Below are 14124 nucleotides of genomic sequence, written 5' to 3' on the forward strand. Positions count from 1 at the left end.
GACCTCTGACCGAGCGGGGTGCCCGTGGCGCATTTTCCATCAAGACGCGTCATGGCGCGGCTGAGCCGGCGCGCCGCGCTCGGCCTCGGCGCGGCCGCCGCGAGCACGGGCCTTCTGGGTCTGGACCTTGCGCTGGGCGCGCGCGACCGCCGTGCCGGCGGGCTCATCGACGGCATCGTCTGGCAGGTCCATGGCGGTGCGCTCGATCCCCGCGGTGACTGGGATTTCATCGGCGCGAGGAGCCTGCTGGTGCAATGGTTGGTGGCCGACGGCACCGCTTTCGTGCCGCTGCCGAAGCTCGGCCTCAAGCTCATTCCCGATGCGCCGAACTGGAAGCGCATCGCCCGCGAGCCGTGGGCCAGCCAGATCATCGCCGGTCTCGCCAGTGACTTCTCCGAGCCGAAGGCCCGCGCGAACGTGGTGGAGCTTGGCGCCTTGTCGGCCAAGGTGGCGCGACAGAAGCTGCCGTTCCGCCCGGCCGGCTTCTATTTCCCGGTTGAGGCCGATCCCACCTGGAAGGAGGTGGGGCGGATGCGCGAGGCCCTCGCCCCCATTCCGCGCCCGCTGTGGGTGAGCTGCTATGACAATTCCAACGTCGGCCCGGAGGCGCTGGCCGACTGGATCGAGCTCTGGCTGCCGCGCGACGTGGGGCTGTTCTTCCAGGACGGCTGCGGCATCTACACCCGCGCACCTGAGGCGGCCCGCCGCTATGCGGAGGTGATCTCCCGGCGCCTCGGTGCCCGCCGCTTCAAGATCATCGCCGAGGCCTTCCGTCCGTCCGGCAACGGCGCCTTCCGCGCCGCGACCGCCGCGGAGCTGCTGCCGCAGCTCAAGGCCTACGAGGGCTTCGAGGTCTTCGTCTTCGACGGCCCGCACTATGTGGACCGCCTCATCGTGCAGCAGTTGATGGCCGGCTGACCGCGCCGCGGGCGCGTTGGCCAACACAGCCGGCGCTGCACATCAGGTGGCCCACTCGGCCCTTTCGGGGCCGATGGCATCAATGCCGGAAGTGGCGCACGCCCGTGAAGACCATGGCAAGGCCGGCCTCGTCGGCGGCGGCGATCACCTCCGCGTCGCGCATGGAGCCGCCAGGCTGGATCACCGCCGTGGCACCCGCCTCCACCGCCGCCAGCAGGCCGTCTGCGAAGGGGAAGAAGGCGTCCGAGGCGACCACCGAGCCCTTGGTGAGCGGCACCGAAAGGCCCGCCGCCTCGGCCGCATCCAGCGCCTTGCGGGCGGCGATGCGCGCCGAATCCACGCGGCTCATCTGGCCGGCGCCGATGCCCACGGTGGCGAGGTCCTTGGCATAGATGATGGTGTTGGACTTCACATGCTTCGCCACGCGGAAGGCGAAGCGCATGTCGGTCAGCTCCTGCTCGGTCGGCGCGCGCTTGGTGACGACCTTCAGGTCGAGATCATCGGCGCTGGCGTTGTCGCGACCCTGCACCAGCAGGCCGCCGGCCACGGTCTTCACGGTGAGGCCGGGGGCGCGGGGGTCGGGCAGGCCGCCGGTGAGGAGCAGGCGGAGGTTCTTCTTGGCGGCCACCACGGCGATGGCTTCCTCGGTGGCGTCGGGGGCGACGATCACTTCGGTGAAGATTTCCACCATGGCCCGGGCGGCCTCGGCGTCCAGCGTCCGGTTCACGGCGATGATGCCGCCGAAGGCCGACACCGGATCACAGGCGAGCGCCTTCTTGTAGGCGGCGGCGAGGTCCGCGCCCTCGGCCACGCCGCAGGGGTTGGCGTGCTTCACGATGACGACCGCCGCCGTGCGGGCGGGGTGGAATTCGGCCACCGCCTCGAAGGCGGCGTCGGTGTCGTTGATGTTGTTGTAGGAGAGCTGCTTGCCCTGCACCTGCCGGGCCGTGGCGACACCGGGACGAATCTCGTCCGAGGCGTAGAAGGCCGCCGACTGGTGCGGGTTCTCGCCGTAGCGCAGCGCCTCGATGAGCTTGCCGCCGAAGGCACGGAAGGCGGGGGCCTCCTCCTTCAGCTCGCGGGCGAACCAGTTGGAGATGGCCGCGTCATAGGCAGCGGTGCGGGCATAGGCCTTCTGCGCCAGCTTGCGACGCAAAGCGAGGGTGGTGCCGCCATGCTCGGCGATCTCATGCAGAACCGCCTCATAGTCCACGGCCTCCACCACCACGGCCACGTCGTTGTGGTTCTTGGCCGCGCCGCGGATCATGGAGGGTCCGCCGATGTCGATGTTCTCGATGGTCTCCTCGAAATCCGCCTTGCGGGCGACGGTCGCCTCGAACGGATAGAGGTTCACCACCACCAGATCGATGGGGGCGATGGCGTGCTCGGCGAGGGAGGCCTGATGGCCGGCATCGGCGCGGATGGCGAGGATGCCACCGTGGACCTTGGGATGGAGGGTCTTCACCCGGCCGTCCATCATCTCGGGGAAGCCGGTCAGCTCGCTCACGTCCTTCACCGGCAGGCCGGCGTCGGCGATGGCCTTGGCGGTGCCGCCGGTGGAGACCAGCTCCACGCCATGGGCGACGAGCTTGGTCGCGAACGGCACCAGCCCCGTCTTGTCGGACACCGAGAGGAGGGCGCGGGTCACGGGACGGATGTCGGCGGTCATCGATGGGCTCCGGGAAAAGATTGCCGCTCGCCTAGCACCAATGGCCGCACATCGCCAGCCGCGCGGGTCCGCGCAGATGCATGGCCGGTATTGGCGGGGGGCATGCGGGCAGGGATTGCCCCTGCAGCGCGCTTTTCCTGTCGATGCGCGGCTGCGGCGCGCTGACAGGCGCGGCCCCGCCCGATACCGTGCGGCCATGCGCCCGACCGCCACCAAGACCGCTGCAAAGACCGCCGCCGAAGAGGCGCCTTCCGAGGAAGCGCCCGCGCCCGCCAGTTCTGCTTCCGCCAAGCCTGCGCCCGCGAAGGCGGACGAGACGCGCGTGACGCCCATGATGGCGCAATACATGGAGATCAAGGCGGCGAACCCGGACAGCCTCCTGTTCTACCGCATGGGCGATTTCTACGAGCTGTTCTTCGGCGACGCGGAGCAGGCCTCGCAGGCGCTGGGCATCGTGCTCACCAAGCGCGGCAAGCACCTCGGCGAGGACATCCCCATGTGCGGGGTGCCCATCGAGCGGGCCGAGGAATATCTGCACAAGCTCATCGCCCTCGGCTTCCGGGTGGCCGTTTGCGAGCAGCTGGAGGACCCTGCCGAGGCGAAGAAGCGCGGCGGCAAATCGGTGGTGCGGCGGGATGTGACCCGTCTCGTCACCCCCGGCACCATCACCGAGGACTCCCTGCTCGACGCCCGGCGCGAGAATGTGCTCGCCGCCCTCGCCCGGGTGCGCGCCGGCTCGGGGGCGGACGATTTCGCCTATGCGATCGCCTTCACCGACATGTCCACCGGCGCTTTCCGGGTGGCCGGCACCACGCGCGCCGCGCTGTCCGGCGACCTCGCGCGGGTGGACCCGGCGGAACTGCTGGTCTCCGACGCGCTCATGGACGACGCCGAACTGCGGGCGCTTCTGCGCGATCTGCCGGCGGTGACGCCGCTGCCCCGCCAGTCCTTCGACGGGGCGGGGGCGGAAAAGCGGCTGGCGGATTTCTACGGCGTCGCCGCGCTGGACGCCTTCGGCGCCTTCTCCCGTGCCGAGCTGATCGCAGCGGCGGCGGTGGTGGCCTATGTGGACCGTACCCAACTCGGTGCCACGCCGCTGCTCGCCCGTCCGGAGCGGGAGGCGGAGGGCGGCATCATGGCCATCGATGCCGGCACCCGGGCCAATCTGGAGCTGGTGCGCACCACCTCCGGCGACCGGCGTGGCTCGCTGCTCGCCGCCGTGGACCGCACCGTGACGGCGGCTGGCGCGCGCCTGCTCGCCCGTCGTATCGCCGAGCCCTTGACCGACCTCGGCGCCATCCGCGCCCGGCACGACGCGGTGGGGCATCTGTGCGAGGACGGCGCCTTGCGGCGCGCGCTGCGGGACGCGCTCGCCCGCGCCCCCGACATGGCCCGCGCCGTCACCCGCCTCGCCTTGCAGCGCGGCGGCCCGCGCGATCTTGCGGCGGTGCGCGACGGCCTGGATGGGGCGCTTTCCATCGCCGCCCTCATCGGTCCCGAGGCTCCGGACGATCTCGCCCGCGCCGCCCGCGCCCTCTCCCGCGCCCCCCATGCGGTGGCGCTGGACCTCGCTTCTGCGCTGGCGGACAACCTGCCGGCCCACCGCCGCGACGGCGGGTTCGTGCGCGAAGGCTGCGACGGCGAACTCGACGCCACCCGCGCCCTGCGCGACGAGAGCCGCCGCGTCGTCGCCGCGCTGGAGCGCCGCTATGTGGAGGAGACGGGCGTTCGCGCCCTCAAGATCCGGCACAATGCGGTGCTCGGCTATTATGTCGAGGTGTCCCAGCAGAATGCGGACCGCCTGCGCGAGCCGCCGCATGATGGCGTCTTCGTCCATCGCCAGACCATGGCAGGGGCCATGCGCTTCTCGTCGGTGGAACTGGGCGATCTGGAAAGCCGCATCGCCAGCGCGGGCGAACGGGCGCTGGCGCTGGAGCAGGCCATTTTCGAGCGCTTGTCCGCGGCCATCGTGGCCGAGACGGAGGCCATCCGGGCCGCCGCCGAGGCCCTCGCCGAGCTGGATGTAGCGGCGGGCCTCGCTGAACTCGCGGCCACCGAGGCCCACGTGCGCCCGCACATGGAGGAGGGTGTCGCCTTCGCCATCGCCGGCGGGCGTCACCCGGTGGTGGAGCAGGCGCTGGCCAAAGACGGCGGCCCCTTCGTGCCCAACGATTGCGATCTCTCTCCGCCGGAAGGGGACAAGGACGGCCGCATCGTGCTCGTCACCGGGCCCAACATGGCCGGTAAATCCACCTTCCTGCGGCAGAACGCGCTCATCGCGGTACTGGCGCAGGCGGGGGCCTTCGTGCCGGCCCGTTCTGCGCGGATCGGCGTGGTGGACCGGCTGTTCTCCCGCGTCGGCGCGGCCGACGATCTGGCGCGCGGGCGCTCCACCTTCATGGTGGAGATGGTGGAGACGGCGGCGATCCTCAATCAGGCGACGCCGCGCTCCCTCGTCATCCTCGATGAGATCGGCCGCGGCACGGCGACCTTCGACGGCATGTCCATCGCCTGGGCAAGCCTGGAGCACCTTCACGAGGTGAACCGCTGCCGGGCGCTGTTCGCCACCCATTTCCACGAATTGACTGCGCTGTCCCAGCGCTGCCGCCGCCTCTCCAACGCCACCGTGAAGGTGACGGAATGGCATGGCGACGTGATCTTCCTGCACGAGGTGGTGCCGGGGGCGGCGGATCGCTCCTACGGCATCCAGGTGGCGAAGCTGGCGGGCCTGCCGGAGGCCGTTATCACCCGGGCGAAGGCCGTGCTGGCGGAGCTGGAGGCGGCGGAGCGCGCCTCGCCGGCGCAGAAGCTGATCGACGATTTGCCGCTGTTCGCCGTCCGCCCGAAGCCGGCCGAGAAGTCCGCGCAGGCCGATCCCGCCGCCGAGGCGGTGCTGGGAGCTCTCGATGGTCTCGATCCCGACGCACTGAGCCCGCGCGAGGCGCTGGATGCGCTCTATCGGCTGAAGGGGCTGCGCCGCGAGGGCTGAGAGTGGCCAGCGGGATGAGAGCGGAGGGGGCCTTGCGCCCTCACGTCATCAGTTGCTGCTGCCGCCGCCGTCCGACGTTGCCGGAGCCTGCGGGCGCTGGAGCAGCTCGCCCCAGGCGGAGAAGGCATCGTTGAACGCCTGCTCGCCGGCCACCCCCTTCTCGAAGGCGATCACGGCCTTCTTGTTGTTGGTGTAGGTCAGGAGCACATCGAGCCAGGGATAGGCCTGCAGCAGAGCGACGTTGCGCTGGCGGTCGGCCGCCTTTTCCGAGAGGCCCACCAGGAACAGGGTCGGGTTGACGCGCACGGCGAGGCCAGCAAGCGGGGTGCCGAGGGCCTGCTGGTTCGGCTTCGCCCGCACCGCGTCCACGTTGGAGACGCCGCCGAAGGGGAAGTCGTCCGGCAGCTTGAAGCCGATCTCGATGGTGTGGGACGCCGGCAGGGTCTGGTCGGTGTTGCGCCGGAGCACGAAGCTCATGGCGATCTTGCGCTCGGGAATGACGAGGTCGCCGCGCAGGCCGATGTCGGGGGGCAGGCCGGGGCCGGCGTTCACGGTTTCCGTGCGCCAGGTGATGGTGCCCTCGAAGTTCTGGGGCTGGGCGCTGCCGGGGGATTCCTCGATCAGCACGGCACGCGCGCTACCGGAGGTGGCGCCGGGGCGCTGGGCCGGTGCGCGGCGCGCGGCATCGCCCGAGGTCTTGGTCATGCGATCGGCCGACTTCGCCTGATCGGACGCAGCGGTACCGGACGCGGCGGGTGCCGCCGCATGCTGCTCGCCCTCGCTGTCGCCGAAGAGGCGGTCGCGGTTCACCACGGCGAAGGCGATGCCGCCCAGCACCAGCAGCACGAGAACGGCGATCGCCAGGAACTTCTTCCATGAAGCGCCGCCTTCCGAGCGGCCGCGACGGCCGCCGGTGGCGGCGGCCCCGCGGCTGCGGACCTCACCGCGCCGCAGCGGCGGGCGGCGGTCGCCCTCGGTTTCCTCTTCGCTGCGCTGGCGCGGCGGCAGCCGGCGGTCGGGCCGGGCCGGCGGCTCTGCGGGCGCGCGGTCTTCGGGATCGGAGCTTTTTGCGGGGTCCTCGGCCGGGGCGGCCGGGGGCTTCGGCGGCTCGAACCGGGCCGGCGGCGAGGGGGGAGCGGCAGCCTCCGCCTCCTCCTCGTAGATCTCGTCCTCGTCTTCCGGCTGGGGCTCGGGCGTGTTGTCCTGCTGGGCAAACTCCGCCTCCACCCGGCGGATCGCCTCCTCGAGACCCATGCGCTCGCGGGTGATCTCGCCTTCCGGAAGCGGCGGGTCCACCCCGCGCAGCTGACGCATCAGGGCGGTGCGGGCACGATCATAGACGGCGCGCCGGCTCTCCCCGGTCTTCTGGGGCAGGCTGGAGATCGCGCGGACCAGGAGGGGATAGTAGTCAGCCATCGGAGCGGTGAGGTTCCCCTTGAGCCGTCAGATCGGCATTATGCCTGAAACGGGTTGTGAACAAGGATCGTGTCGTCGCGTTCCGGGCTGGTCGACAGCACCGCCACCGGACAACCGATCAGCTCTTCCACGCGCCGCACGTATTTCACCGCCTCGGCCGGCAGGTCGGCCCACGAGCGGGCGCCGGCGGTGGAATCCTGCCAGCCTTCCATGGTCTCGTAGATGGGCTCGGCCCGGGCCTGCGCGCCGCTTTCCGCCGGCAGATAGTCGATTTCCTTACCGTCAACCTTGTAGCCGACGCAGACTTTCAACTCGTTAAAGCCGTCGAGCACGTCGAGCTTGGTGAGGGCGATGCCGTGGATGCCGCAGGTGCGCACCGTCTGGCGCACCAGCACCGCATCGAACCAACCGCAGCGGCGGGCGCGGCCGGTGACGACGCCGAACTCGTGGCCCTTGGTGCCCAGCGTCTTGCCCACGTCGTCGAGAAGCTCGGTGGGGAAGGGGCCTTCGCCCACGCGGGTGGTGTAGGCCTTGGTGATGCCGAGCACGTAATCGAGGGCGCCCGGCCCGATGCCGGTGCCGCTCGCCGCAGATCCCGCCACCGTGTTGGAGGAGGTGACGTAGGGATACGTGCCATGGTCGATGTCGAGCAACGCGCCCTGCGCGCCCTCGAACAGGATTTTGCGGCCGTCGCGGCGGGCCTTGTCGAGGAGCTCCCACACCCGGTCCATGAAGGGCAGGACCTTGGGGGCGAGCGCCATCAGCTCGGCGACCAGCGCCGCGCCATCCACTTCCGCCATGCCGAGGCCGCGGCGGATGAGATTGTGGTGGGTGAGCAGGCGATCGACCTTGGCCGGCAGGGTCGCCGGGTCGGTCAGATCCACGAGGCGGATGGCGCGGCGGCCGACCTTGTCCTCATAGGCCGGGCCGATGCCGCGCTTGGTGGTGCCGATGCGCGCGCCTTCCGCCGTGGCGCTTTCGCGCAGGGCGTCCAGCTCGCGGTGCAGCGGCAGGATCAGCGGCACGGTCTCGGCGATGCGCAGCCGGTCGGGACCGATCACGATGCCCTGGGCGGCGAGCCGCGCCAGTTCGTCCACCAGCGCCTGCGGGTCGAGCACGACGCCGTTGCCGATCACCGACAGCTTGCCGGGACGCACCACGCCGGACGGCAGCAGGGACAACTTATAGGTGACGCCGCCGACGACCAGCGTATGGCCGGCATTGTGGCCCCCCTGGAAGCGGACGACGACGTCCGCCTGCTCGGAGAGCCAATCGACGATCTTGCCCTTGCCTTCGTCGCCCCACTGAGAGCCGACCACGACCACATTGGCCACGCGGTGGTGCCTCCTGAACCCGGCACGGGAGGTTCGGACCTCGACCGCGCGCACAAAGGAAAGCCCCGGCTCTGGTCCGGGGCGTTACCAAAGCGTCTTACGGGATCGGGGCTGGCGAGGCAAGGTTTGCGCGGCGGGCCGGCCGTCGGGCGACGTTCCGTCAGCGGTAGCGGCGGGAGGTGCCGGAGGGGACGCCCTTTGGAGCGTTGGCGGGCAGGCCCGGTTCGTGCTCTACCTTCCCCGATGAAGACACCCCGCAGCGCTCCCGCTCCTTCCCGCCGCCCCGGCGGCAGCCCCAAGCCCGTTGCCGCCACCCCCGGATTGTCCGCCCGCGCCGTCGCCGTCGATGCGCTGGAAGCCGTGCTGCGGCAGGGCGCCGCGCTGGAAGAGGCGCTGGACGGCCCGACGCTGGAGCCGCGCGACCGGGCGCTCGCCTATCGCATCGTCGCCACCGCCTTGCGGCGGCTCGGGACGCTCCGCGCCGTGCTCGGCAAGCTGATGGAGCGCGGCTTCCCCAAATCCGCGCCGCGGCTGGAATCGGTCCTGCTGGCCGGAGCGACGCAGATCCTGTTCATGGACGTGCCGAGCCATGCGGCGGTGGGTCTCAGCGTGGACCTCGCCCGCGCCGACCGCTCCACCGTGGGCTTCGCCGGCCTCGTCAACGCCGTGCTGCGCCGGGTGGCGCGGGAGGGCGAGGCGCTGATGGCCGGGGTCGATCCCGATTTCGCCGATACGCCCGACTGGCTGCGCCAGCGCTGGATCAAGGCCCATGGCGCCGAGACCGCCCGCGCCATGGCCGCCATGCACCGGGTGGAGCCACCCCTCGACATCACGGTGAAGACCGACCCGGACGGCTGGGCTCAGAAGCTCTCCGGCGAGGTGCTGCCAACCGGCACGGTTCGCATTCTCCAGGCCGGGCCGGTGCGTGCGCTGCCCGGCTTCGCGGAAGGCGAATGGTGGGTGCAGGACGCCGCCGCCGCGCTTCCCGCCCGGCTGCTCGGTAATGTCCACGGGCTGAAGGTGGCGGACCTGTGCGCCGCCCCCGGCGGCAAGACGGCGCAGCTCGTCGCCGCGGGGGCGCAGGTGACGGCGGTGGACCGCTCCGGCGCCCGCCTCACCCGGCTTCGGGACAATCTGGCGCGGCTCGGCCTCTCCGCGACCGTGGTGGAAGGCGATGCCGCGACCTTCGCCGGCGGGCCGTTCGATGCGGTGCTGCTGGATGCGCCCTGCTCGGCCACCGGCACCTTGCGCCGGCATCCGGACATCGCGGTGTCGAAGCGCCCGTCCGACATCCCGACCCTCGCCACGCTGCAGGCCCGGCTGCTCGACCACGCCATCGACCTCGTGAAGCCCGGCGGCCTCGTCGTCTATTCCACCTGCTCGCTTGAGCCGGAGGAGGGCGAGGCCCAGGTGGAGCGGCTTCTGGCCGCCCGTCCGGAGGTGGAACGCGTCCCGCTGCGCCCCGGAGAGGTGGATGGCCTCGATTTGTTCATAACTCCTCAAGGGGATGTGCGCACTCTTCCAAGTCACTGGATGCGGGGGGAGGCGGAGCGGTCGGGACTCGACGGCTTCTTCGCCGCCCGGCTGCGGCGCAGGGCAAGCCCAACGGCCTGATCCCCCGCGCCCCGGCCTCCCGCTTGGGCTAGAGGCTGGTGAAGACAGGCGCATGGGTATCTGGAATGGATCGGCGGGCCCGCTGCAGGCCGTGGCCAGAAATCTGGTCGGCACGCTGGCCGGGAAGGGCCACGCCCACCCGACGGGAGGCGCCGTGAGCCGAGGCGGGCTGAAAGAGCGCACGCAACTGGCGACCCTCCTGCTGGAGCTTTGGTCGCAGACGGTGCTCGCGCGCATCGGCGGCCGCGCCGTGCCGCTCGGCTATGTGCCGGTGCCGGTGCCGGAACGCCTTCTCATTGCCCCGCAGGACTTGAGGACCGGCGACGCCACCGTCGCCAGCGAAATCTATTCCGGCCGCTTCGCTTTCGCCGGCAAGGTGATGGCGCTCGACGGCCGCACCGCGTTCGAATTGGTGCCGCCCTCGGTGGAATGGGCCGAAGCGCTGCACGGCTTCGGCTGGCTGCGGCACCTGAAGGCGGCCAACACCACCATCGCCCGCGCCAATGCCCGCGCCCTCGTCGGTGATTTCATCCGCGATCCCGGCAAGGCCAAGGCGGTGGCGGCACGCCCGGACGTCGCGGCGCGGCGCATCATCTCCTGGCTCACCCAGGCGACCTTCCTGCTGCAGGACGCCGACCACGATTTCTACCGACGCTTCATGCGCTCGCTGGCCAAGCAGGTGCGCCAGCTCCGCCGCATGGCGAGCGATGCGCCGGACGGCTATCCGCGCCTCATCGCCATCGTCGCGCTGGTGTTCGCCGGGCTGTGCATGTCCGATCAGCCGCGCCTCCTCAAGGCGGCGCAGAAGCGCCTCGCCGAGGAACTGGACCGGCAGATCCTGCCGGACGGCGGACCGCTGACCCGCAATCCCGGCATGCTTATCGAGCTGCTGCTCGACCTTCTGCCGCTGCGCCAGGCCTTCACCGCGCGCAACCAGCAGGCCCCGGCCGCGCTGATGAATGCGGTGGACCGGATGATGCCCATGCTGCGCTTCTTCCGGCACGGCGACGGCGCCTTCGCGCATTTCCACGGCATGGGCCATACGGCGGCGGACCAGCTGGCCACCATCCTCGCCTTCGACGATGCGCGCGGTGCGCCCGTCGCCAACGCGCCCTATTCCGGCTATCAGCGGCTTGACGCCCGCTCGCTGATGTTGATTGCCGACACCGGCCCGCCGCCGCCCGCCGTGGCGAGCTGGGAGGCGCATGCGAGCTGCCTCGCCTTCGAATTCTCCTCGGCCCGCCAGCGCATCGTCATCAATTGCGGCGTGCCGGAGGTGCACCGGGAGATGTGGCGGCAGGTGGCGCGCTCCACGGCGGCCCATTCCACCGCCGTGATCGCAGACACCTCCTCCTGCCGCTTCCTGCAGGGAGGCTCCATGACGCGCATCTTCGGCGCGCCCATCGTTGCCGGCCCGAAGCATGTGGAGGTGCAGCGCGGCACGCGAAACAACGCGCTTTTGCTGCGCGCCAGCCATGACGGCTATGCCGAGGCCTTCAACCTGCTGCACCAGCGCTCCTGGCGGCTGGCACTGGAGGGCAACCGGCTCGACGGGGAAGACATCTTCAAGCCAGTGGAGGAGGGTGGGGCGCTGCCGGCGGAGACCTTCGCCATCCGCTTCCATTTGCACCCGTCCGTGACGGTGGAGCGGCTGGACGATCCACACACCGCCCTGCTCAGCCTGCCCAACGGCGAAGCCTGGGCGTTTGCCGCCCCGCATCTGCCCCTCGTGGTGGAGGAGAGCGTGGACCTCGCCGCCAGCGGCGGGCCGCGCCGCACCTCCCAGCTCGTGCTCACGGGCGAGGTGGCGCGCACGCCGCGCGTCATCTGGACCTTCGTGCGCACCCGGGAAGCGCAGAGCGTGCCTCCGGTGCGGCCGGGCCGGGGCTGAAGCTCACCCCCAGGGGCGGCGGCGCGTCTGCGCCGGGGCCGGTGCAGTAAAACCTGCGCCACCCATACGCTGCGACAGATCGCGCAGGGCCGCGATACGGTTCTCCACCGCCGGATGGGTGGAGAACAAATTATCCATCCGCGCCCCGGACAGGGGATTGATGATGAACATGTGGGCAGTCGCGGGGTTCGCTTCTGCCTCATAGTTCGGCACCTGATGCGCCTCGCCGGAGATCTTCGCCAGCGCCGAGGCGAGCGCCATGGGCCGCCCCAGTATCTCCGCACCGCCCCTGTCGGCCTCGTATTCGCGCGAACGGGAGATGGCCATCTGCACCAGCATGGCGGCCATCGGCGCGAGGAAAACCATCAGAATGGTGCCGATGAAGCCGAAGGGATTGTTGTTGTCCCGGTTTCCACCGCCGAACAGCAGGCCGAAATTCGCCAGCATGGAGATGGCGCCCGCAATGGTCGCCGTGATCGTCATGGTGAGGGTGTCGTAGTGCTTGATGTGCGCCAGCTCGTGCGCCATGACGCCGGCCACCTCTTCGGGCGTCAGCGTCTGCAGCAGGCCGGTGGTGGCGGCGACCGCGGCGTTCTGCGGATTGCGTCCGGTGGCGAAGGCGTTGGGCTGGGGGTTGTCCATGATAAACACCCGGGGCATGGGCAAATCCGCCCGCCGCGCCAGCTCCCGCACCATGCCGACAAACTCCGGCGCGGTACGCTCGTCCACCTCCCGCGCGCCGTACATGCGCAGGACCATCTTGTCCGCATTCCAGTAGCTGAACAGGTTCATGCCTGCCGCCACCACGAATGCGATCATCATTCCGCCGCGTCCGCCGAGGGCGAAGCCCACGGCCATGAACAAGGCGGTCATGCCGGCGAGCAGGATCGCCGTCTTCAGGTGATTCATCCATCCCTCCCGGTGCCGCGCGCATGTCGCGGACCTTGGACTAGAGGATGGGAAGGCACCGGCCCGCGTTCAAGGGCGGGCATGCCCCTACGTCATTGAGAGGCTGCCGCCGCGCCGTTCAGATGTCGCGCATGAGGCGGTCGGCGGCGACGCACTTCCAGCGGCCGATCTGCCACTGGGGGTGGCTCTCGCTCCACTGGGCGATGGCCTGCTGCGAGGACATCATGCAGGTCATGGGCGCGCTCGCTTCCATGGAGAAGCTGAGTTTCTCCTCCCGGCAGGTGGCCGGGGCGCTGATGAGGCAGGCGTAAAGAACAATGAACATGACCAGGGTTCCTGAGATCGGCGCTGCGTGTGCCACTCCCCTGCTTCCGTCCCTCTGCGACAAACCTTCTCTTGCCTTATACGCTGTACTGTCCCGGCAGGCTGCCTTCTCACGGGCAATCTGTGCAAAAATTAAGAAGCAAGACAGGGGCCAACAGGAATGTTTGGCAAGCTTGTTCGGGAAGATTGGTATTGAACAACCGCAATACTTCCCGCCACGTTTTGCCGATGGCGCCCGGCCCTGGGGCCTCCTGTGCCGCCGCAGGGGCAGGTCACTCGTCCTGCCGGCGTGCCTCTCGCGCGGCGGTAAGCCAGCGTTTTGCCGGCCAATTTTTCACGCTGCGGCGCGGCATGGATTCGCGGCCGCGGCGGCTTGCAGGCGAGCCTCCGCGCGGCTAGGCTCCGCGCGCTATCTGGTGAACCGGTTCGGCATTCCGCGCCGAGCGCTGACAACAAGGGTAGGCGGCATAGGACCGCCGTCCGGAACTGTCTTCGGGGGCGGTCATCCCTAGTCGATCTACGAGGGAGGACAGAAGGTGGCTAAGATTAGCAAGGTTCTGGTTGGTGAGGCGCTCGTCGGTGACGGCAACGAGGTGGCCCACATCGACCTCATCATCGGCCCGCGCGGCAGCGCGGCCGAGACGGCGTTCGTCACCAGCCTGACGAACAACAAGGATGGCTTCACGTCCCTCCTCGCGGTGCTCGCGCCGAACCTGCCCTGCAAGCCCAACACCGTGATGTTCAACAAGGTGACCATCAAGGACGCCCGGCAGGCCGTGCAGATGTTCGGACCCGCCCAGTACGGCGTCGCCAAGGCGGTGCAGGACTCCGTGGCCGAAGGCGTGATCCCGGTCGAGGAAGCGGACGACCTGTTCATCTGCGTCGGCGTGTTCATCCACTGGGAAGCGGCGGACGACGCCAAGATCCAGCAGTTCAACTACGAGGCGACCAAGCTCTCGATCGCTCGCGCCGTGGCCGGTACCCCCACCGCCAAGGAAGCGACCGACAAGCGTAACGACGCCAAGCACCCCTTCGCGGCCTAGAGCGGAAACCACCCTGG

Annotated in this window: 10 protein-coding genes; 5 read left to right on the forward strand and 5 right to left on the reverse strand. The window is 70.1% G+C overall.

Annotation, left to right across the window (positions count from 1 at the left end; all coding sequences use genetic code 11):
• Positions 1-51: 51 nt before the first annotated feature.
• A complete protein-coding gene (locus ACT535_RS09120) occupies positions 52-918 on the forward strand; it encodes an alpha-amylase family protein (RefSeq protein ID WP_476364131.1) in 867 nt (288 codons plus the stop codon).
• Between the two features lie 79 nt (positions 919-997).
• Here the strand turns inward: ACT535_RS09120 and purH are convergent, their stop codons facing one another.
• The gene (purH, locus tag ACT535_RS09125) at positions 998-2587 is read right to left on the reverse strand and encodes a bifunctional phosphoribosylaminoimidazolecarboxamide formyltransferase/IMP cyclohydrolase (protein WP_476364132.1); all 1590 of its coding nucleotides are present in this window, start codon (positions 2585-2587) and stop codon (positions 998-1000) included.
• Between the two features lie 196 nt (positions 2588-2783).
• On the opposite strand from purH, the gene mutS reads away from it, so the two are divergent.
• Complete coding sequence (gene mutS, locus ACT535_RS09130) at positions 2784-5576, forward strand: DNA mismatch repair protein MutS (RefSeq protein WP_476364133.1); 2793 nt, start codon at positions 2784-2786, stop codon at positions 5574-5576.
• A 48-nt stretch (positions 5577-5624) separates the two neighbouring features.
• Here the strand turns inward: mutS and ACT535_RS09135 are convergent, their stop codons facing one another.
• Together ACT535_RS09135 and ACT535_RS09140 are read right to left on the reverse strand one after the other, a co-directional pair.
• Positions 5625-6992, reverse strand: a complete 1368-nt coding sequence (locus ACT535_RS09135) for a hypothetical protein (protein WP_476364134.1) — start codon at positions 6990-6992, stop codon at positions 5625-5627.
• A gap of 38 nt (positions 6993-7030) precedes the next feature.
• On the reverse strand, positions 7031-8326 hold the full coding sequence (locus ACT535_RS09140) for an adenylosuccinate synthase (RefSeq protein WP_476364135.1): 1296 nt from the start codon (positions 8324-8326) through the stop codon (positions 7031-7033).
• A gap of 243 nt (positions 8327-8569) precedes the next feature.
• On the opposite strand from ACT535_RS09140, the gene ACT535_RS09145 reads away from it, so the two are divergent.
• The gene (locus ACT535_RS09145; protein ID WP_476364136.1) at positions 8570-9940 is read left to right on the forward strand and encodes an RsmB/NOP family class I SAM-dependent RNA methyltransferase; all 1371 of its coding nucleotides are present in this window, start codon (positions 8570-8572) and stop codon (positions 9938-9940) included.
• 52 nt (positions 9941-9992) lie between these two features.
• A complete protein-coding gene (locus tag ACT535_RS09150; RefSeq protein WP_476364137.1) occupies positions 9993-11831 on the forward strand; it encodes a heparinase II/III family protein in 1839 nt (612 codons plus the stop codon).
• A gap of 3 nt (positions 11832-11834) precedes the next feature.
• Here the strand turns inward: ACT535_RS09150 and htpX are convergent, their stop codons facing one another.
• Together htpX and ACT535_RS09160 are read right to left on the reverse strand one after the other, a co-directional pair.
• Positions 11835-12740 carry a zinc metalloprotease HtpX gene (htpX, locus tag ACT535_RS09155; protein ID WP_476364138.1) on the reverse strand — a complete coding sequence of 302 codons (906 nt, stop codon included), beginning with the start codon at positions 12738-12740 and terminating at the stop codon, positions 11835-11837.
• Positions 12741-12858: 118 nt separating this feature from the next.
• Entirely contained in the window at positions 12859-13065 is a 207-nt protein-coding gene (locus tag ACT535_RS09160) for a hypothetical protein (protein WP_024276641.1), read from the reverse strand.
• Positions 13066-13600: 535 nt separating this feature from the next.
• Between ACT535_RS09160 and fae the strand changes: the two genes are divergently transcribed.
• Entirely contained in the window at positions 13601-14107 is a 507-nt protein-coding gene (gene fae, locus ACT535_RS09165) for a formaldehyde-activating enzyme (protein ID WP_168458574.1), read from the forward strand.
• Positions 14108-14124 lie beyond the last annotated feature (17 nt).

It is taken from the genome of Xanthobacter sp. DMC12 (genome assembly GCF_056314105.1).